The organism is Streptomyces sp. NPDC111520, from assembly GCF_055635295.1.
This window is the reverse complement of sequence record NZ_JBVKBW010000003.1, coordinates 547,050-565,627: the sequence shown is the minus strand read 5'-3', so window position 1 is coordinate 565,627 and position 18,578 is coordinate 547,050. Positions and strand designations below refer to the sequence as shown.

General features: G+C 76.2%; 16 protein-coding genes. 7 read left to right on the top strand and 9 right to left on the bottom strand.

Annotated elements, in window-relative coordinates; all coding sequences use genetic code 11:
- The first annotated feature begins 84 nt into the window (after positions 1-84).
- A complete protein-coding gene (locus ACZ7MY_RS10030) occupies positions 85-1,494 on the top strand; it encodes an MFS transporter (RefSeq protein ID WP_499600827.1) in 1,410 nt (469 codons plus the stop codon).
- Between the two features lie 105 nt (positions 1,495-1,599).
- Positions 1,600-2,151 carry a hypothetical protein gene (locus ACZ7MY_RS10025; protein WP_499600826.1) on the top strand — a complete coding sequence of 184 codons (552 nt, stop codon included), beginning with the start codon at positions 1,600-1,602 and terminating at the stop codon, positions 2,149-2,151.
- Positions 2,152-2,337: 186 nt separating this feature from the next.
- Here ACZ7MY_RS10025 and ACZ7MY_RS10020 read toward each other — a convergent pair whose 3' ends face one another.
- Positions 2,338-3,339, bottom strand: a complete 1,002-nt coding sequence (locus ACZ7MY_RS10020; RefSeq protein WP_499600825.1) for a hypothetical protein — start codon at positions 3,337-3,339, stop codon at positions 2,338-2,340.
- A 242-nt stretch (positions 3,340-3,581) separates the two neighbouring features.
- Here ACZ7MY_RS10020 and ACZ7MY_RS10015 point away from each other — a divergent pair, with 242 nt between their 5' ends.
- A complete protein-coding gene (locus ACZ7MY_RS10015) occupies positions 3,582-5,315 on the top strand; it encodes an RNA ligase family protein (RefSeq protein ID WP_499600824.1) in 1,734 nt (577 codons plus the stop codon).
- A 1-nt stretch (position 5,316) separates the two neighbouring features.
- Positions 5,317-8,151 carry a poly(A) polymerase gene (locus ACZ7MY_RS10010; RefSeq protein WP_499600823.1) on the top strand — a complete coding sequence of 945 codons (2,835 nt, stop codon included), beginning with the start codon at positions 5,317-5,319 and terminating at the stop codon, positions 8,149-8,151.
- A gap of 307 nt (positions 8,152-8,458) precedes the next feature.
- On the opposite strand, the gene ACZ7MY_RS10005 is transcribed toward ACZ7MY_RS10010, so the two are convergent.
- Positions 8,459-9,463, bottom strand: a complete 1,005-nt coding sequence (locus ACZ7MY_RS10005) for a methyltransferase (protein WP_499600822.1) — start codon at positions 9,461-9,463, stop codon at positions 8,459-8,461.
- A 173-nt stretch (positions 9,464-9,636) separates the two neighbouring features.
- Between ACZ7MY_RS10005 and ACZ7MY_RS10000 the strand changes: the two genes are divergently transcribed.
- Positions 9,637-10,956: an acyltransferase family protein gene (locus ACZ7MY_RS10000; RefSeq protein WP_499600821.1), complete on the top strand. Its 1,320-nt coding sequence runs from the start codon at positions 9,637-9,639 to the stop codon at positions 10,954-10,956.
- 32 nt (positions 10,957-10,988) lie between these two features.
- Here the strand turns inward: ACZ7MY_RS10000 and ACZ7MY_RS09995 are convergent, their stop codons facing one another.
- Genes ACZ7MY_RS09995 through ACZ7MY_RS09975 form a run of 5 tightly spaced genes read right to left on the bottom strand, consistent with a single transcriptional unit; the run spans position 10,989 to position 14,745 of the window.
- On the bottom strand, positions 10,989-11,375 hold the full coding sequence (locus ACZ7MY_RS09995) for a DUF4259 domain-containing protein (RefSeq protein ID WP_499600820.1): 387 nt from the start codon (positions 11,373-11,375) through the stop codon (positions 10,989-10,991).
- Positions 11,372-12,031, bottom strand: a complete 660-nt coding sequence (locus ACZ7MY_RS09990; protein ID WP_499600819.1) for a response regulator — start codon at positions 12,029-12,031, stop codon at positions 11,372-11,374. The genes ACZ7MY_RS09995 and ACZ7MY_RS09990 overlap by 4 nt, the downstream gene beginning before the upstream one ends.
- Positions 12,032-12,033: 2 nt before the next feature.
- Positions 12,034-12,984 (bottom strand): sensor histidine kinase, encoded by a 951-nt coding sequence (locus ACZ7MY_RS09985; protein ID WP_499600817.1) that lies wholly within the window; start codon positions 12,982-12,984, stop codon positions 12,034-12,036.
- Between the two features lie 53 nt (positions 12,985-13,037).
- Positions 13,038-14,255: a cation:proton antiporter gene (locus ACZ7MY_RS09980; protein ID WP_499600816.1), complete on the bottom strand. Its 1,218-nt coding sequence runs from the start codon at positions 14,253-14,255 to the stop codon at positions 13,038-13,040.
- A gap of 4 nt (positions 14,256-14,259) precedes the next feature.
- Positions 14,260-14,745, bottom strand: coding sequence for a cation:proton antiporter regulatory subunit (locus ACZ7MY_RS09975; RefSeq protein ID WP_499600814.1), 486 nt, complete (start codon positions 14,743-14,745; stop codon positions 14,260-14,262).
- Between the two features lie 320 nt (positions 14,746-15,065).
- Here ACZ7MY_RS09975 and ACZ7MY_RS09970 point away from each other — a divergent pair, with 320 nt between their 5' ends.
- Positions 15,066-15,827, top strand: a complete 762-nt coding sequence (locus tag ACZ7MY_RS09970) for a CAP domain-containing protein (protein WP_499600813.1) — start codon at positions 15,066-15,068, stop codon at positions 15,825-15,827.
- Positions 15,828-15,866: 39 nt separating this feature from the next.
- Here ACZ7MY_RS09970 and ACZ7MY_RS09965 read toward each other — a convergent pair whose 3' ends face one another.
- Both ACZ7MY_RS09965 and ACZ7MY_RS09960 read right to left on the bottom strand, forming a co-directional pair.
- Complete coding sequence (locus ACZ7MY_RS09965) at positions 15,867-17,228, bottom strand: sensor histidine kinase (protein ID WP_499600811.1); 1,362 nt, start codon at positions 17,226-17,228, stop codon at positions 15,867-15,869.
- The gene (locus ACZ7MY_RS09960; protein ID WP_499600810.1) at positions 17,225-17,935 is read right to left on the bottom strand and encodes a response regulator transcription factor; all 711 of its coding nucleotides are present in this window, start codon (positions 17,933-17,935) and stop codon (positions 17,225-17,227) included. The genes ACZ7MY_RS09965 and ACZ7MY_RS09960 overlap by 4 nt, the downstream gene beginning before the upstream one ends.
- 36 nt (positions 17,936-17,971) lie before the next feature.
- On the opposite strand from ACZ7MY_RS09960, the gene ACZ7MY_RS09955 reads away from it, so the two are divergent.
- Positions 17,972-18,559 carry a hypothetical protein gene (locus tag ACZ7MY_RS09955; RefSeq protein WP_499600808.1) on the top strand — a complete coding sequence of 196 codons (588 nt, stop codon included), beginning with the start codon at positions 17,972-17,974 and terminating at the stop codon, positions 18,557-18,559.
- Positions 18,560-18,578: the final 19 nt, after the last annotated feature.

The window sequence follows — 18,578 nt, the reverse complement described above, 5'->3', positions numbered from 1 at the left end:
CCGGCCGGTCCCGTGAAGCGGACCTTCCACCCCTTACTGTGACATCCGGTACGGAACCCCTGCGTACGGGATGAGGTCGAGGACGTGCCCTTCGCGGAGGCCGCCGGTGGCGACGGGCCCGCGCCCGCCGCCGTGCCGGCCCCAGGCACCCGGCCCTGGTCACGGGCGCCGCTGCTCGCGGTGTGCGCCGGCTACTTCATGGTCATCCTGGACGTCACCGTCATCAACGTCGCCGTGCCCGTGGTGGGCCGCGAACTGCACGCCTCGCTCACCGGGATCCAGTGGATCACCGACGGCTACACCATGGTGTTCGCCGGACTGCTGCTCACCGGCGGCGCGCTCGGCGACCGGCTCGGCAACCGCCGGGTCTTCTGCGCCGGTGTGACCGTGTTCACCGCGTCCTCCGCCGCGTGCGCGCTCGCGCCGGACGCCCCCGCCCTGGTCGTCGCGCGGCTGGCCGAGGGGCTCGGCGCGGCGCTGATCGTGCCCGGCTCCCTGGCGCTGCTCCAGCAGGCCTACCCGGCTCCCGCCGCGCGGTCGCGGGCCGTCGGGCTGTGGGGCGCGATGGCCGGCATCGCGGCGTCCGCGGGCCCGCTGCTCGGCGGGCTGCTCGTGTCCACGGTGGGCTGGCGGTGGGTCTTCCTCGTCAACCTGCCCGTCGGCGCCGCGTGCCTGGCGCTGACCCTGCGGCACGTGGCGCCCTCGCCCCGCCGCGCCGACCGGGCCCTGGACTGGCCGGCGCAAGTCGCGGTCGTCGCCGCGGTCGCCCTGCTGACCGCCGTGCTCAACGAGGCCGGGCGGCGCGGCTGGTCCGATCCGGCGGTCCTCGCCGGCGCCGGTCTGGCCCTCCTCGCCGTCGCGGCGTTCGCCCTGCGCGAGCGGCTGGCCCGCGCACCCGCGATCCCGCCGCGGATGCTGCGCTCCACGGCGGTCGGCGGCGGATCCCTGATCGGGCTCCTGTTCAACTTCGCCTTCTACGGCATGGTGTTCACCGCCAGCCTCGCCTTCCAGCACCAGCGCGGCTACAGCGCCCTCGGCACCGGCCTCGCCCTCTTCCCGGCCGTGGCGACGACCATGTTCGCCTCCGTCCTGTCCGGACGGCTGGCCCGCAGGACCGGGGACCGCCCGCTGGTCGTCACCGGCATGCTGCTGGGTGCCCTCGGACTGGCCGGCTGGGCCGCCGCGGGCACCGACCCCGCCTACCCGCTGCTGATCGCACCCATGATGGCCGCGGGCTTCGGCACCTCCTTCGCGCTCACCGGGACGACCACCACCGTGATGGCGGCGGCACCCCCCGGGTACTCGGGCACCGCCTCCGCCCTCTTCAACACCGCCCGGCAGATCGGCAGCGCCGCGGGCGTGGCGCTCGGCGGCACCCTCCTGGCCACCGCCGCCGACTACGCCACGGGCCTGCGCCTCGCCATGGCCGCCGGCGCCCTCGCCTACCTGACCGCTGCCGCCCTCGCCCTGCGCTGCGTCCCCCGGAGCCATTAGGGCGTGTCGTCACATGAGCTCCCCCAGCTGGCGCTGGGGGAGCCGTGGGGTGGGGGCGCCGAAGGTTGGGGGAGGGCATGTGACGACACGGCCTAGGCTCTCCCGGTGCACCTGATCGACGGCGGCGCGACCGCCCCCGACGCGCCCGTCCTGCGCACCGGCGGAGTCCCGCTGGTGCCGGAGGGCTTCCCCTGGCCGCTGTGCCGGACCTGTGACGGGGCGCTGCAGTTCCTCGCGCACCTGCCCGCCGGGGACGGTGCCGTCGCGGCCTTCCTCTGCCAGAACGACCCGGGCATGTGCGAGGACTGGGACCCCGGGGCCGGCGGCAACCGCGCCTACGTGTTCACCGGGGCGCTGACCCCGGCCGCCGTCCCGGTGGAGGGCGTGACGCTCCTCGGGGCGGTCACCGCGCTGCGCCCGGTCCCGGCCGGCGGTGGTGTCCCGGAGCGGGCGCTCGGGCGGCTGGGCGGCGAGCCGGGCTGGATCCAGGGTGACGAGACCCCGCACTGTCCCTCCTGCACCGCGACCATGACGTTCACGGCGCAACTCGAGGAGGGGACCGACCACGCGACCTCGGCGAACTTCGGCGGCGGGGGCCGCGGTTACGTCTTCACCTGCCGGCCCTGCGGCGAGGCCGCCTTCCTCTGGCAGTGCTGACGGCGGCTCCCCGAGGGGCGCGCCCGTGAGGGGGCCGGAACCGCGCCACGAGACCGTGTGCGCCGAGGACCGCTTCCGGAACGTCGTCGGGCTCCGGCGCGGAACGACCCCCGCGATCGCGTGGCCGGCTCCAGCCGGGGTCGGGGCAGAGCTGTTCCGTCGTGCCCGCACACCCTGCGGTGAGGCTCAGCTGTACCGGCCGGGACGGCGCCGGCCCGGCAGCGCCGCGGACGGCTGGGGCCGAAGCCGCGACCAGCTCCGGTCGTCGCCCCACACCGAGAGCGGATCCACGTAGGGGCGCAGCAGTCCGGTCAGCACCGGGTCCCCGCGGCCCGCGAGTTCGTCCGAGGCCAGTTTCCGCGCGACCCCCGCGAGGAAGTCGGCGAGCTGGATCCGCGGGTCATGGCGTGACTCGGCCAACCGCAGCCCCGCCAGACGGCGGCCGGGGGGCAGCGACGCCCCGAGCCGCGCGATCCGTTCCTCGGTGAGCGTGTTCTGCCGGTCGTGGACGACGTGCACCGGCGCTCCGCCCTCGCCCCAACGCGCCACCGTGTGCTCCAGCGCGGGAAACAGCGGATCCAACGGCTCGGCCGCCCCCGGCTCCGCCGACAGCCGGGCCCGGAACGCCTCCGCCCGGGGCCTCGCCCGCCGCAGTACCGCGAGGACCCCGGACGGACCGCCGTCCCCGCCGGGTGCCGGACGCAGCGCGTCCAGCGCCCGGTAGAAGGCGTCGACGGGCGCCTCCCCCTCCTCGTGGTTCCTCCTGCGCACCAGGTCGTTGCCGGCGCGGAGGAACGCCTGCCACGTCAACGGGTCGATGGTGCCCCGCCCTTCGCGGTACAGCACCGGCGCCGTGGCCGCCGCGGCCGGTCCGCCGGCCAGCACGTCGAGGACCGCCACGAGCACGAAGTACGCCTTGTCGACGAGATGCACGGACGCGTGACCGTGCAGGGGGCCCGCGGGTCCGAGCAGCCACTCCAGTACCGCGCGGTGCTTCTCCCGCAGCAGGTGGTTGGCCTTGTACTCCTCGGCGGGCGACCTGATCCGCTCCCGTATCTCCCGCAGCGCCCCGGCGGCGGCGTCGCCCGCGACGCACACACCCGCGTGGGCGAAGACATCCGTGTTCCCGCCGATCAGGTTCTCGCCGTCGGAGCCCGACTCGTCGCAGGCGACCTCCAGGAACGTCACGCGCCCATCATCGCCCCCGTCCCCCGCCGCCACCACGCATTTTGCGGTCGCTCCCGACGCCCGCCGCGACGGCGGCCGTCCGCTGCCGTGCCCCGGGCCGCGAAGCCCGGCACGCGCACACCGACCGTCCGTCCCACGGGACTTCCCGTACCCCGGTGGCGCGCCCGGTTAAGCGGTGGCCCGCGGATTCCCGCGCTCCTACAGTGAGCCCGCACCAGTACGTCACGGGGGAAACCGGCACCATGCGCACGCACTATCCACGCACACCGCACCTGCCCTGGTCGCCCGGGGCCTCGGCGGACGACCTGCGCGCCGGGGACCCCGGAGCGCTGCGGGGCCGCGAGGTCGTCGTCACCGAGAAGCTCGACGGCGAGAACACCACGCTCTACCGGGACGGCACCCACGCCAGGTCGCTCGACTCGGGCCACCATCCCTCCCGCGCCTGGGTCAAGGCGCTCCAGGGACGGATCGGCCCCTTCCTCCCGGCCGGACTCCGGGTGTGCGGGGAGAACCTGCACGCCCGCCACTCCGTCCCCTACGAGGAGCTGGACAGCTGGTTCTACGGCTTCTCCGTCTGGGACGGCGACCGCTGCCTGGACTGGGACCGCACGGTGCGCTTCCTGCGGCGGCTCGGCATCCCGGTGCCGCCCGTGCTGTGGCGCGGCACCTACGACGAGGCCGCGCTGCGCGCGCTGCGGCTGGACACCGCACGCCGCGAGGGCTACGTCGTCCGCACCGTGGACGGCTTCCGGTACGGGGAGTTCGGCCGCCACGTCGCCAAGTGGGTGCGCGCCGGCCACGTGACGACCGGCACCCACTGGATGCACGCCGCCGTCGTCGAGAACGGGCTCGGCCCCGCCGCCCCGCTGTGGGCGGTGCGCTCCGGGGCGGCCCCCGACGCGGACGCGCTCTCCGCGGCCGTGGGCGTCGCCGTCACCGGCCCCGGGCATACCGAGCGCGCCGCCGACGTCTGCGCCCGGCTGGACGTCCTCGGCCGCACCGGGGACGCCCGGCTGGCCGGAGTCCTGGCCGTCCTGCTGCACGGCACCCCCCGCGCCCGCCTGGCGGCTCGCCTCGCCGGACCGCTCGGCATGCCCGGGGCCCGGCGCGTGGCCGACCTCGCCGGACTCCACCCGGCACTGCACCGCCCGTACCCCGACGAGGACCGCGCGGCCGGCCTCGCCCGCCTTGCGCTCGCCGCCGACCTGGGTGTCCTGCACGCCGTGGCGGCGGCCACGGCGCCCGACGCCGAGGCCCGCGAGCAGGCCGAATGGTCGGCGCTGCACGCCGAGGAGGCCGGCCTGCTCGGCCCCGACCCGCTGCGCCCGCTGCGCCACGGGCTGCGCGAGGCCCTCGCCGGGCTGGACACCGAGGCCGCCGACCGCTGCTGGGCCGAGGCACGCGCCGCGTACGCCGCCGGGCGGATCGCCGGCCCGGAGGAGGCCGTGGCCGCCACCTGGCGGTGGCGCTCCGCGGAGTTCCCCCGCCTGATCCACCTGACGGGACCCGCGGGCAGCGGCAAGAGCACCTTCGCCGGCACGCTGCCCGGCGGCCCCGTCCGCATCGCCCTCGACGACCTACGGCTCGCCCGCGGCTCCCGAGCCGACCAGCGCGCCAACGCCGACGTCCTGCGCGAAGGCCTGCGCCGACTCGACACCGCCCTGGCCGGGCGTGCGACGGTGGTGTGGGACGCGACGTCCCTCACCCCGCACCAGCGCTCCCTGGTGCACGCGGTGGCCCGCCGCCGCGACGCCCTGGTCACGCACGTGGTGGCCCTGGTCGACGAGGAGGAACTGGGCCGCCGCAACGCCGGCCGCGCCCACCCGGTGCCGCCGGCCGTACTGAGCGCGCAGGCCCGCCGGTTCACCCCGCCCTACCCCGGCGAGGCCCACCGCACCTGGTACATCGGCGCGGGCGGCGCCGTCGAGGACACCGACGGCTCGCTCGGCGGCGCCGCGACCGGACAGGAGGCGTGACATGCGCACCAGCGAGGAGATCTACCACCGCGTGCGCTGGGACGCCCGGTTCGACCCGGCGCGGTTCGTGATCGGCGTGCACCAGCGCGGCGCCCCGCCCGCGCGCATCCCACTGCCCGCGTTCGTGCCGGGCGGCGACATCCCCTGGCACCGCGTGCTGTTCGTCGAGGCGGACGGCGAACGCGTCTGGGACCGGGCCACCGGCACCGACCGCATCGACGCCACCGACGCCGGACGCGTCGGCGACCCGCGCCTGCTGCGCCCGCCGTTCTTCACGGCCCGCGTCCCGCACGCCTGGGACGACGGCCGCCGGACCTGGCGCCCCGCCGGGCGGCCGGCCCCCGGGCGGGCCGGGACGGCGGACGGCGGCCGGCTGCGCGTCCTGACCTGGAACACCCTGTGGGACCGGTACGACAGCCACCGCATCGACACCTTCCGCCGCCGTCCCCTGCTGCTGCGCGCGCTCGAGGAGGCGGACGCCGACGTCATCGCCCTCCAGGAGGTCGAGTCCGCGCTGCTGGACATGCTGCTGCGGGCCGACTGGGTGCGCTCCCGCTACACCCTCGGCACCGACCCGGCCGGACGTGACACCGACGACGCCGGGGTGCTGCTGCTCAGCCGGCTGCCCGTACGGGAGGCCGCCCGGCACACCCTCGGCCCGCACAAGGCCGTCGCCGCGATCACCGTCGACACCTCCGCCGGACCGCTGGTGGTCGCGGCAACCCACCTCAGCAGCGACCACTCCGACGACGGCCCGGCCCGCAGGCAGGCCGAACTCGCCCGGCTCGCCGAGGGACTGGCCGGCGTCGAGGGCGCCCTGCTGCTGCTCGGCGACTTCAACGACGGAGGCGACGGGCCGGCGTTCGCCCTCGGCCTGCGCGACGCCTGGACCGAGGCGCACGGGCCGCACGACCGCACCCCCACCTTCGACCCGGCCGCCAATCCGCTCGCCGCCGTCTCCTCGCTCAGCGGCCGTGCCTCCCGGCTCGACCGGGTCCTGCTGCGTGCGGGGGGACCCCGCGTCACCGGCGCGGTCCTGCACGGCGACACCCCCACGGAGGACGGCCTGTTCGTCTCCGACCACTACGGCGTGGAGGTCACCCTCTCCCTCACCGCCGGCACCGAGGACGACACCGAGGACGTCCTGGACGTGCCGCCCACCGCCCGCACCGCCGTCGCCTGGCTGCCGCCGGACGAGCTGTGGCCCGCCCTCCAGGCCGTCCGCCGCGACCACGACCCGCAGATCCACCGCTGGCCGCCGCACGTCAACCTGCTCTTCGGCTACGTGCCCGAGGCCGCGTTCGAGCGCGCGGCACCCCTGCTGTCCCTGGCCGCGGCCGGCGTACCCCCCTTCACCGCGCGCCTCGACGGGGTGCACACCTTCGGGCACCGCGAGGACGCCACCGTCTGGCTGGACCCGGCGGCCGGCGACGGCGCCTCCTGGACGGCCCTCCGGCACGCCCTCGCCCGCCGCTTCCCGCGCTGCCGGGGCCGCGCCGAGGGCTTCACCCCGCACCTGTCGCTCGGCCGCACCCGGGACCCGCTGCGGGTCGCGGCCGACTGCGCGGCCCGGCTGAGCGGGGCGACCGCACAGGTCGGCGAACTCGTCCTGCTCTCGCGGCGCGGCGACGAACCGATGCGGGTCCGCGCCACCGTCGCCCTCGGCACGGGGGAACTGCGCTGGGTGCCCGACACCGCCGAGGCGGATCCCGTCACACGCGAGGACGACATCCCGCACGCTCGGGAGACCGCGCGGCGCGTGGCCGCCGCCCTGGACGACGGCGTGGTCCACCTCGCCGGCTCCCGTCGCATGGGCTGCGCGCTCCCCGGCGCCGACCTCGACCTCGTCGCGGCGCTGCCGGGCGGCGCCGACCTGGGCGCGGTCCGGGCCAGGGTCACGGCCGCGCTGCCGGAGGCGACCCGCGTGCGGGAGGTGGCCGGAGCCCGGGTGCCGGGACTGCGCTTCCGCGTCGGCGCCCTCGACGTCGACCTGGTCGTCGTCGCCACCGGCGGCCTCGACCCCGCCGAGGCCGTGGACCGCCGCGCCGAACTGGGTGAGGCCGCCGCCGTCGCGCTGAGCGCCGTCAGCGACGCCGACGCCGTCCTCGAACTCGCCGGGGACCACGGCCGCTTCGCGGGTCTCGCCCGCGAGGTGAAGGCCTGGGCCCGGGCACGCGGCCTGGACTCCGCGCCCTTCGGCGGCCTGCCCGGCCTGGCCTGGGCGCTGCTCGCCGCCCGCACCGTCCACGACGCCCCCGGCACGGCAGGCACCGACCTGCTCCGGCACTTCTTCGCGACCTGGGCCGCCTGGGACTGGCGTCAACCGGTGGGCGCCGCCGTGGCACCGGGCCCGGCGGTCTCCATCGCCACCCCCACCGAGCCCATCCGGCTGTGCAGCGCGCAGGTCGGCCCGGACGGCCGCGACCTGCTCGTCCAGGAGCTCTACCGCGCCTGGGAGTCGCTGGAGTCCGCGGCCGGTACGGGAGCCGGCCCGCTGTCCGTTCCGGCCGGCCCGCCGCCGCACCGCCGCCACGCGGCCTGGGCGGTGCTGGCCGTGCACGGGGCGACGGAGGAGGAGTTCGAGGACACCCTCGGCAGGGTCCGGGGGCGTGTCAGGGCGCTGCTCACCGCGCTGGAGGACGCCGGCACCGGCGGCGTCCACGCCTGGCCCCGCCCGTTCCGCACCACGCCCCGTTCCGCCCACTACGCCGTCGGCCTCGGCCCCGTTCCGCCCGACGCGGCCGGCCTCGCCCGGATCGCCGCGGCGTGGACCCGCGGCCTCCCCGGCGTCGAGGTCACCCGTGCGGAGGGCGGCGCGGTCCCGACGCTGCGGTGAGGGACCGCGGGTCGGCGGCGTTGCGGCTGCCGGTGCCGATCTGACCATGACGCGTCGTCTCGCGGTGTGCGGGCGCTGTTCGGCGCCGCGCGGGCCGTGCGGTGCCGCCGGCACCGACGCCGGCGACGGGAGCCACCAGCCGCCCCCACACGGCCTGGGCGCCGGTCGGCGGCGCGCGACGGGCGCGGACACCGCCCCGTGTTCTTGAGCCGGTCATGCGGGTCCGGGGCGGCCGAGTGCGTGGCCAGGGCCTCGCGTTCCCTCCGGGATCCACTGGACGCGGAACCGGCGGACGCCGTCGCGGGGTTCAGGCGGCCGTGAACTCGACGATGCCGATGTCCCCCGCCGTGCGGACCGACGAGACGCGCAGGCCCGCGTCCGCGCCGAGCGCGGTCAGCGCGGCCACCCCGCGTTCCCGGCCGCCGAAGTACACCAGCATGCGCAGGTCCATCGCGGTCACGGTCGACTCCCGGTCGGCGCCCACCTTCTCCACGACGAGGACCCGGCCGTGCTCCCCGGCGGCCTCGGCGCAGCGGCGCAGGACGGCCCGTGCCGCGTCGTCGTCCCAGTCGTGCAGGATCGCGCAGAGCAGGTAACCGCCGGCCCCCCTGGGCAGGGTCTCGAAGAAGCTGCCCGCGACCACGTCGCCGCGGTCGCCGAGCCCGGCCGCCGCCAGCGTCGCGCGGGCCGCGTCGGCCGTGGCGGGCTGGTCCAGCACGGTGCCGCGCAGCTCGGGGAAGGCGGTCAGCAGCGCCGCGAGCAGCGTCCCGTTGCCTCCGCCCACGTCGACGACGTGGCCGAGTGCGCCCCAGTCGTACGCCGGGACCAGCGCGGTCGCCCACGCCGCGACGTCCACCCCCATCTGCCGGTCGTAGGAGCGGGTCCGCTCCCCGTCCGCCGCCAGGTCCTCCCAGAACCCGCGGCCGTACTGCCGCGGGAAGGCGGCCGTGCCCGTGCGCACGCTGTGCGGCAGCTGCACGAAGGCCAGTTCGGCCCGGCCGAGGCCGCCCTCGGTGTCCAGCCACTCCCGCAGCCCGCCCGGATGGTCGGACCGCAGCTCCTCGCCGCGCGCCGTCAGCGCGTACCGCCCGCCGCCGTCCCGGGTGACCACCCCGGCACCGGCCAGGTGCCGCAGCAGCCGGTCCAGCGCGCCCGAGTCGGCGCCGGTGTCCTGCGCCAGCTCGGTGGCCGTACGGGGACCGTCCGCCAGACGGTCCGCCACCTTGAGGGTCGCCGCCGTGCGCAGCGCCATCGGCGTCACCAGGTCCGCCAACCGCCAGAGCGGCACTTCCCGTTGCTCCTCGCCCGTCACCAGCGACTCCCTCTCCTCGCGACCGGCCGAACGGCGGCCGACCGGTCAGCCTCGCCCCGACACACAGGCCCCGCAAGCGATTTACCCCGGTCAGGTTGCGCCGCGGCCACGAAACGGTTGCGGCCGACGCCAACCGCGGCGCCGTGCACGGGGGTCGGGCACCATGACCGGACATGGAGCGAGACCGGTACGTCGACTTCCTGCGGGCCCTCGCGATCTGCATGGTCGTGCTCGGCCACTGGCTGATCACCGCCCTCGTCCGCGAGCCGGGCGGGGGCGTCGTGGCGCCCGAGCTCCTGGCGGAGATCCCCTGGACGCAGTGGCTGACCCTGGGCTTCCAGATCATGCCGCTGTTCTTCCTCGCCGGGGGCCATGCCGCGGGCGGTTCCTGGGCGCGCACCCGTGCGGCGGGCGGCACCGCGGCCCCCTGGGTGGCCCGCCGGGCGCTGCGCCTGCTGCTGCCCGCGGCCGCCTACTGCGGGCTGGTGCTGCTCGCCGTCGCGATCTGCTCGGCGGCCGGTGTGGACCGGCCCACGCTCGCTCTCGCGGGATGGGCGATGGCCATGCAGTTCTGGTTCCTGCCGGTCTATCTGCTGCTCAGCGCCCTGACCCCGGTGCTGCACGCGGCGCACCGGCGCTGGGGGCTGTGGGTGCCCGCGGTGATGGGCGCGGTCGCCGTCGTGGTGGGTTCGCTCGTGACGGCGGGCGCGCCGGCGTCCGCCGGGCTGGTCGACTACGTACTCGTGTGGGGCGTGGCGTACCAGCTCGGGTTCTGCTGGCGCGACGGACGGTTGACGCGCGGGCACGCCGCCGGGATGGCGGCCGGCGGCGTGCTGGCCTTCGCGGCGCTGACCACCCTCGGGCCGTACCCGGTGAGCCTGATCCGGGTCACCGGACAGGCCGTCGGCAACGCCGACCCCCCGTCGCCCGCCATGCTGGCCTGGGTGGTGGCCCAGGCGGGCGCGTGCCTGCTGGCCGCGCCGGCCGTCCGGCGGGCCCTGCGCGGCGTACTCGTCGGCCGGGCCGTCGCCTTCCTGGGCCGCGCGAGCATGACGCTGTACCTGTGGCACATGCTGCCCGTGCTGCTCGTGGCGGCCTTCTACCTGGCCGGCGTCGCCCCCGACGCCCCCTTCGGCGGCGCCGCCTGGTGGGCGCTCCGTGTGCCGTGGCTGCTGGTCCTCGCGGTGTTCATGGCGGGCGGGCTGGCCGTACTGCGCCCGCTGGAACGCGCGCTGGCCCGGCTGTCCGCCGCCGTGGCACCGCCACCCGGCGCGCGCCACGACCGCCCCGCCCTCCTCTGGGCGGGCCTCGCGTGCAGCACGGCCGCCCTCGCCCACTGGTCGGTGCACGGCCTCGCCCCCGACGGCCGGTTCCCCACCCTGGCCGCGCCGGCCTTCGCCCTGGGCACGGCGCTGGTGACGCTGCCCCACCGCCCCGCGCCGCGCGGTCCCCGGGACGGCGAACCGGCGGCGCCCGCGCGCGAGGCCGCCTGACGCCGCCCCCGCCTCCCGGGGCCCGGTGACGGCTACGCCCCGCGCGCGGCGAGTTCCGCCAGCGCGTCGAAGGTGCGGACGAGGACCGCGCGCCGCTCGGCGCGGTACTCCGGCGAGGGTCCCAGGTCGTCGATCGCCGCGTCCCAGGCGGCGAGGTGGGCCGCCTTCCACCGGTGGACCGTCGCGGCCGCGGGCAGCACCGCGCCCGCCCAGCCCCGGCCGGCGATCAGGTGGAGCAGTTCCACGTTGCAGGGCACGGCCACGCCCCAGTACTCGTCGGGCTCCAACGTCCCCGGCGCGCCGGCCACGGCGTCCTCGACCTCGCGGACCAGCCGCGCGGTGAGCAGCGACAGATGGTCCGCCGCCGTGTCCCCGTCGAAGTTGCCGCTGCCCCAGCTGCCCATCGTTCCTCCGCTCACGGTTCGATCAGCCCGGCCCGGATCGCGTACCGGGTGAGTTCCAGCCGGTCGCGCAGGCCCAGCTTCTGCAGGATGTTGGCACGGTGGCGCTCGACCGTCTTGGCGCTGATGAAGAGGATGTCGCCGATCTCCTTGGAGGTGTGGCCCTCGGCGACCAGCTTCAGGATCTCCTCCTCCCGGTCGGTGACGGCCCGGGCGGGCAGCGGCTCGCCCTGCCGGGCGCGTTCCAGCAGGTTGCGCACGAGCGCGGTGACGGCGCCCGGGTAGATGAACGGCTCGTCACGCACCGCCGCCCGGCAGGCCTCCACGAGGTCGCGGTCGGCGACGGACTTCGGGACGTAGCCGCTGGCCCCGGCGCGCAGCGCCTCGAAGAAGAACTGCTCGTTGTCGTGCATCGTCAGCATGAGGATGCGCAGCCCGGGCCGCAGCCGGGACAGTTCGCGGGCCGCCTGCAGCCCGGTGAGGCGGGGCATCGCGATGTCCAGGACCGCCAGGTCGAGTTCGTGGGAGCGGGCCTGCTCGATGGCCTCGGCGCCGTCCCCGGCCTCCGCGACGACGGTCAGGTCCGGTTCGTCGTCGAGGATCATCCGTACCCCGCGGCGCACCAGCGCGTGGTCGTCGGCGAGCAGGATGCGGGTCTTCGCCGCCTCGGGCACGGTCAGTGGTCCTCCTCGGGCGCGGGTACGTCCAGCCGTACCTCGGTACCGCCACCGCCCGGCCCGGGGCCGAGCGTGAGCCGTGCCCCGACCAGCAGGGCGCGTTCGCGCATCCCCCGGATCCCGGCGCCCTCCGGTGCGGCGCCCAGACCCTTGCCGTCGTCTCGCACGGTCAGGCGCGTGCCGCCCGCGGTGCGTTCCAGCCGCAGCTCCACCCGGGCCGCGCCCGCATGGCGCGCGGTGTTGGTGAGGCCCTCCTGGGCGACCCGGTACAGGACCAGCTCGGTCTGCTCGTCCAGGGCGGGCGGTTCGGGGTCGAGGCGCAGCACCACCGCCAGCGCCGGCGAGGTGAACTCGGCGGTCAGCGCGCGCAGCGCGCTCGGCAGGCCGAGTTCCTCCAGGACCCCGGGCCGCAGCCGGCGCGCGATGCGGCGGATCTCCTCCAGGCTGCCGCGGGTGGTCTCGCGGACCTGGTGCAGCTCCTCGCGCAGCGGGCCGGGGGCCAGTTCGGTGACGTGCTTGAGCTGCAGGAGCACGGCGGTGAGCGTCTGCCCGACCTCGTCGTGGAGTTCCTGCGCGATGCGCTGCCGCTCCGCCTCCTGGCCGGACAGCACGCGGGCGCTGCCGGCGGCCTGTTCGCTCTCCAGCCGGTCGAGCATGGTGTTGAACGTTGTGATGAGCTCGGCGACCTCCCCGTGCCCGGCGGCGGCCGGCCGGCTACCGGGCCGCAGCAGGTCCGCCGCCGCCATGGCGCGGGTCAGCCGGCGCAGCGGCGCCAGCCCGACGCGCAGCAGCACGGCGTTGACGACCAGCATCGCGGCCAGGCCCACCACGACCACCGCCGCCTCGGCCGGCAGGACGGGGGAGGAGACCGTGACCGGCCCCAGCAGCAGCGTCGTCGCCACCACCAGTACGACGGCGTTGAGCAGGAAGATCCGCCAGAACAGCGACACGGCCCAGGGCCTCCTCTCGGGGTGACGTGCGGGGACCGGGCCCCGCCGCGGGGTCAGTCCCCGGCGACGGGGGACGGGGTACGCTCCGGCTCGGCTCCGCTCTTGCGCACCGGGGCACGGCGGCCCGTCAGCGCCCTGGCCAGCGGCTCGGTGTAGCGGGCGGTCAGCGGGCCGAAGACCACCAGCAGCAGGACGTACGCGGTGGCCAGCGGGCCCAGCGCCGGTTCGATGCCCGCCGTGACGCCGAGCCCCGCGATGACGATGGAGAACTCGCCCCGCGCCACGAGCGCGCCGCCCGCCCGCCACCTGCCGCGCACCGCGACCCCGGCGCGGCGCGCCGCCCAGTACCCGGTGGCGATCTTGGTGAGCGCGGTGACGACCGCCAGCGCCAGCGCGGGCAGCAGGACCGGCGGGATGCTCGCCGGGTCGGTGTGCAGACCGAAGAACACGAAGAACACGGCCGCGAACAGGTCCCGCAGCGGGCTCAGCAGCGAGTGGGCGCCCTCGGCGACCTCCCCGGACAGGGCGATGCCCACCAGGAACGCGCCCACGGCCGCCGACACCTGCAACTGCTGGGCGATGCCCGCCACCAGCAGTGTCAGGCCCAGCACCACGAGCAGCAGCTTCTCCGGGTCGTCGCTGGAGACGAAGCGGGAGATGACCCGCCCGAAGCGGACCGCGACCAGCAGCACCAGGCCGGCGGCGCCCAGCGCCACGGCCAGCGTCACACTGCCCGCCGCCCAGCCGACCCCGGCCAGCAGGGCGGTGAGGATCGGCAGGTAGACCGCCATCGCCAGGTCCTCCAGGACCAGGATGCTCAGGATGACCGGCGTCTCGCGGTTGCCGAGCCGCCCGAGGTCGCCCAGCACCTTGGCGATGACCCCGGAGGAGGAGATCCAGGTGACGCCCGCCAGCACCACCGCGGCGACCGGGCCCCAGCCGAGCAGCAGCGCCGCCACCGCGCCCGGCAGCGCGTTGAACGCGATGTCGACCAGTCCCGACGGGTACTGCGTCCGCAGGTTCCCGATCAGGTCGCTCGCGGTGTACTCCAGGCCGAGCATCAACAGCAGCAGGATGACGCCGATCTCGGCGCCGATCGCCACGAACTCCTCACTGGTGCCCAGCGGCAGGATCCCGCCCTCGCCGAAGGCGAGACCGGCCAGCAGGTAGAGGGGGATGGGCGAGAAGCGCAACCGTCCGGCGACCCGGCCGAGAAGGCCGAGACCGAGGATGATGGCGCCGAACTCGATGAGGAAGACCGCGGAGTGCAAGGGCTCACTCCCGCCCGAGTATCGCGGCGGCGGCCTCGACGCCCTCGCGGGTGCCGATGACGATCAGCGTGTCGCCGCCCGACAGGCGGAAGTCCGGTGCGGGGGAGGGGATCGCGTCCGCCCTGCGCAGCACGGCGACGATGGAGGCGCCGGTGTCCGTGCGCATCCGGGTCTCGCCGAGCAGGCGGCCGTTCCAGTGCGAGGTGACGGGCAGTTCGATGCGCTCCGCGACCAGGCCGAGGTCGGTCGTGTGCAGCAGGTTGGGGCTGTGGTGCGTCGGCATCAGCGCGTCGATCAGCGACATGGCCTCGGCCCCGGTCAGCCGCAGCGACTGCGCGCACGCGTCCGGGTCGTCGGCGCGGTACACGTTCACCGTCCGCGACCCGTCGCGGTGGGCGACCACCGACAGATGGCGCCGGTCCCGCGTGGTGAGGTCGTACCGGACACCGATGCCCGGCAATGGTGTCGTGCTCATCCGCGGAGCTGGCACAGCTCGAATCCCTTCACGGACGGCACGCCGCCGCCCGGTTCCTCGTCCGTTTCGTCCCCCCGTGGAGCCTCATCCTTTCATCCGGGCGAAGCGGGCCGATATGGGTGCTGACACCCATCGCGGGCCCGTGTGACGGTTCCCACACCGCGGGCGGGAAAGGCCCGGGGAAGCGGTGTCCTACCTGAGCGCAGCCTTATGTGTTCTTGAAGATCCGCTCCCGACCGGCGAGTTCTCCGCCCGGGGCGCCTAGGGTCACAGTGCCCGGCACATCGCGTTCGGACGTGCCCGGTGAAGTCCCGTCGTCCGGAGGTACCCCGAGCATGAGTTCCCACAGGAAACGACGCCGCGCCGGTTCGGCGCGGTCCTGGCCGCTGGCCGCCGCCGTGGCGACGGTGGCCGCGGGCGCCCTGGCCGGGACCAGTGCGCAGTTCGGGAACCACGTCGGCGGCAAGGACAGGGCCCCGCTCGCGGCCGGCGACCGGGAGGGCGACGACCCCGTCGCCTCCGACGCGCTCCCGGAGACCGCGAGCCCCGGTCCGACGACCGCGAGCCCCAGTCCGTCCGCCTCCCCGGAGCGGCGCAAGCCGGCCTCGCGGCACACCCGCGCACCGCGGCCCTCCGCCACGCCGACCCGCACGGTGACCCCATCACCGGCCAGGACGACCGTCACGGCGCAGCCCCCGAAGTCCGGCGCTGAGGACTCCGTCGTCGCGGAGATCGTCCGGCTGGTCAACGTCGAGCGGGCGTCCGCCGGATGCCGCCCGGTGACGCTGGAGTCGCGGCTCACCGAGGCCGCCCAGGACTACACGGACGTGATGGCCCGCTCCGGCGTCCTCTCCCACACCGGCCCCGACGGTTCCACCATGGCCGGGCGCGTCGACGCCGCCGGGTACCCGTGGTCGAGGCTGGGCGAGAACATAGCCGTCGGTCAGCAGACCGCCGCCGCCGTGATGGACGCCTGGATGCACAGTGAGGGGCACCGGGCGAACATCCTCAACTGCGACTTCGAGCAGATCGGGGTCGGCGTGAACACGTCGTCCAACGGTCCCTGGTGGACCCAGGACTTCGGCACGCCCCGCTGAACCGCCGACCGGCCGGTCAGCTGGGGCGGCCGGTCGGCCTCAGGCCGGGTGCGGGTGACGCCTCGTGCGTCGGGCCGCTTTCCTTCCCCCCACAGGCGGCCCGCCGGCGAGCCCGAGCGTCACCCGCACCCTCGCGCCGCCCAGCGGGCCCCTGGTGATCTCCATGCCGCCGTCGGCGGCGGCCGCCGTCCGCTGCACGATGTCCAGCCCGAGGCCCGTGGACCCGCCGACACTCACCCCGCGGGCCCGGGCGGTGTCCGGGTCGCTGATCCCCGGCCCCGCGTCGTCCACCGTGAGCAGCACCGCCCGGCCGGCCCTGGCCACCGTGACCGCAAGCGCCGTGCCCTGCGGCGTGTGCCGGAACACGTTGCCGATCAGCGCGTCGACGACCGCCGCGAGGTCGTCCTCGCCGAGCGGCACCGCGGTCTCCTCCGTCGTCGCCTCCAGGCGGCACTCGCGTCCCTGCTGCGCCGCCAGGACGGACCAGAACTCGACCCGGCCGCGCACCACGGCCGACGCGTCGCACTCCGGTGCGCGGCCCGGGCGTTCGGGCGGCGCCGACAGCGGTGTGCGGGCCGTGTCGATGATCGAGTCCAGCTCGCTCTCCAGGTGCGCGATCGCGGCCTCCAGGTCCTCGCCCCGGTAGCCGGGGACCTGCGCCGCGATCCGTTCGGCCTCCAGCTGCAACCGGGTCAGCGGGGTCCGCAGCCGGTGCGAGAGGTCCGCGACCAGCTCCCGCTCCATGGCGAGCAGTTCCACGACCCGGTCGGCCATGGTGTTGAAGGCCGCCCCGGCCTCCTGCAGTTCGGGCGGCCCGGCCGGCTCGACCCGGATGCCGAGTTCCCCCGCGCCGAGCGAGCGCGAGGCACGGGACAGGCCCTGGGAGGCCCGCACCACGCGCGCCCCCAGCCGGTCCGCGACCAGCACCGACCCCGCCACCAGGCCCAGCGCCAGCAGCGCCATCATCGCCCAGGAGGCTTTCACCCCGCGGTCCAGGTCGGCGCGGGGGACGAAGGCCTCCACCACCGCCACCCGGTCCCGGGCCAGGATCACCGGCTGGAGGTAGACCCAGCCCGCGGAGGTGTCCGAGGCCATCGTCCGGCGCCCGTGGGCCGCCCGGTCGAGGGCCTCCTGCGAGGCGTGCACCGTGCCGACCACCTGCCCGTCGGGCAGCCGCACGCTCAGGTGGTCGCCCGAGTCCAGACCCGCCACCGCCTGCTGGACGTCCGCCGGCCGGGTGGTCAGGGCCAGCACCGGCGCCAGCGCCGCGGCCCGCTGCTCGGCGACGGTGGTCGCCCGCGTACGGGCCTCGGACTGCACCAGCAGGGCCAGCGGGATCAGGAACGACAGCGCCACCATCGACGTCACCGCCAGCGCCACCCCCGCCAGGGCGCGTCTCATCGCGGCGTCACCAGCTTGATGCCGACGCCCCGGACGGTGTGCAGGTAGCGCGGCTGCGAGGCCCGCTCGCCCAGCTTGCGGCGCAGCGCCGACAGATGGACGTCGATCGTCTGGTCCTCCACGTAGGACTGCTGCCACACGTCCGCCAGGATGCGGCCGCGCGGCACCACCCGGCCGGCGTGCTCGGCCAGATAGGCGAGCAGGTCGAACTCCCGCCTGGTCAGGCGCAGTTCCCGCCCGTCGTGGTATGCCACCCGGGCCGGTACGTCGATCAGCAGACCGCCCACCCGCAGCCCGCCGGCCGGGCCCTCCGGGGCCGGGCCCTGCGGCTGCGGTGCCGGGGCCATCGCCGAGCGGCGCAGCACCGCCGTCAGCCGGGCCACCAACTGGCCCCCGGAGAACGGCTTCACCAGGTAGTCGTCGGCGCCCGCGTTCAGCACCCGGATCACCTCGCTGTCCTCGTCGCGGGCGGTCGTGACGAGCACCGGGACCCGCGAGATGCCGCGCAGCATCCGCAGCACGTCCACCCCGTCCAGGTCCGGCAGCCCGAGGTCGAGCACCACCGCGTCCGGCGGGCGCTGCGCCGCCTGCCGCAGCGCCTCGAAACCGTAGGCCGAGCTGTGGACCACGTGGCCGTGTGCGGTCAGCACCTCGACCAGCCGCGCGCGTATCGCGGGGTCGTCCTCGACCAGGAGTACGGATGCCATGTGGAGGGACAGTAGCCGGTCGGGAAAGATGGCGGCGTGCCCCGGTACCTGCGCTACGTCGTCATATGGCTCTCGTGCACCGCGGTCAGCGTGACCGCGGTCATGCTCACCGTGGGCTTCGTGGTGGGCTCGACGCGCCCGACGCCGCCCGTCGCGCGGGACGTCCCCGAGAGCGCGCTCGCCGCCGGCAGCCCCTCCGCGGCGCAACCTCCCTCCCCCTCCCCCTCCCCCTCTCCCTCGCACTCCGCACCGGCGTCCCCGGCCGCGAAGCGCACCCCCGACCGCACCACCGTGCGCCGGCCCACCCGGACCCCGGTCCGGCCGGCCACCACCCCGCCCGCCACCCGCACCGCCCGCCCCCCGTCCGCCACGCCCGTCGACTGCGGCACCGGCGGCGCGGGGGTCCACACCCTGCAGTCGCAGGGCGGCCAGGCCTCGGTGCGCTTCGGCGAGGACGCCGTGTGCCTCGTCTCGGCCGTGCCCGCCAGCGGGTTCACCGTCTCCACCCGGCGCGCCGGGGCGCAGCAATTGACGGTGACCTTCTCCGGCGACCGGCACCGCTCCGAGATCGTCGCCACCACCACCCCGCAGAGCAAGGCGACCATCCGCGAGGTGTCCTGGTGACCCGGCGCGGACGGCGACC

Excerpts from the sequence above, each read along its gene's own strand:
- ACZ7MY_RS10000 (WP_499600821.1), top strand. The coding sequence starts at position 9,637 with ATGGAGCGAGACCGGTACGTCGACTTCCTGCGGGCCCTCGCGATCTGC.
- ACZ7MY_RS09965 (WP_499600811.1), bottom strand. The coding sequence starts at position 17,228 with ATGAGACGCGCCCTGGCGGGGGTGGCGCTGGCGGTGACGTCGATGGTG.
- ACZ7MY_RS09970 (WP_499600813.1), top strand. The coding sequence starts at position 15,066 with ATGAGTTCCCACAGGAAACGACGCCGCGCCGGTTCGGCGCGGTCCTGG.
- ACZ7MY_RS10010 (WP_499600823.1), top strand. The coding sequence starts at position 5,317 with ATGCGCACCAGCGAGGAGATCTACCACCGCGTGCGCTGGGACGCCCGG.
- ACZ7MY_RS10015 (WP_499600824.1), top strand. The coding sequence starts at position 3,582 with ATGCGCACGCACTATCCACGCACACCGCACCTGCCCTGGTCGCCCGGG.
- ACZ7MY_RS09960 (WP_499600810.1), bottom strand. The coding sequence starts at position 17,935 with ATGGCATCCGTACTCCTGGTCGAGGACGACCCCGCGATACGCGCGCGG.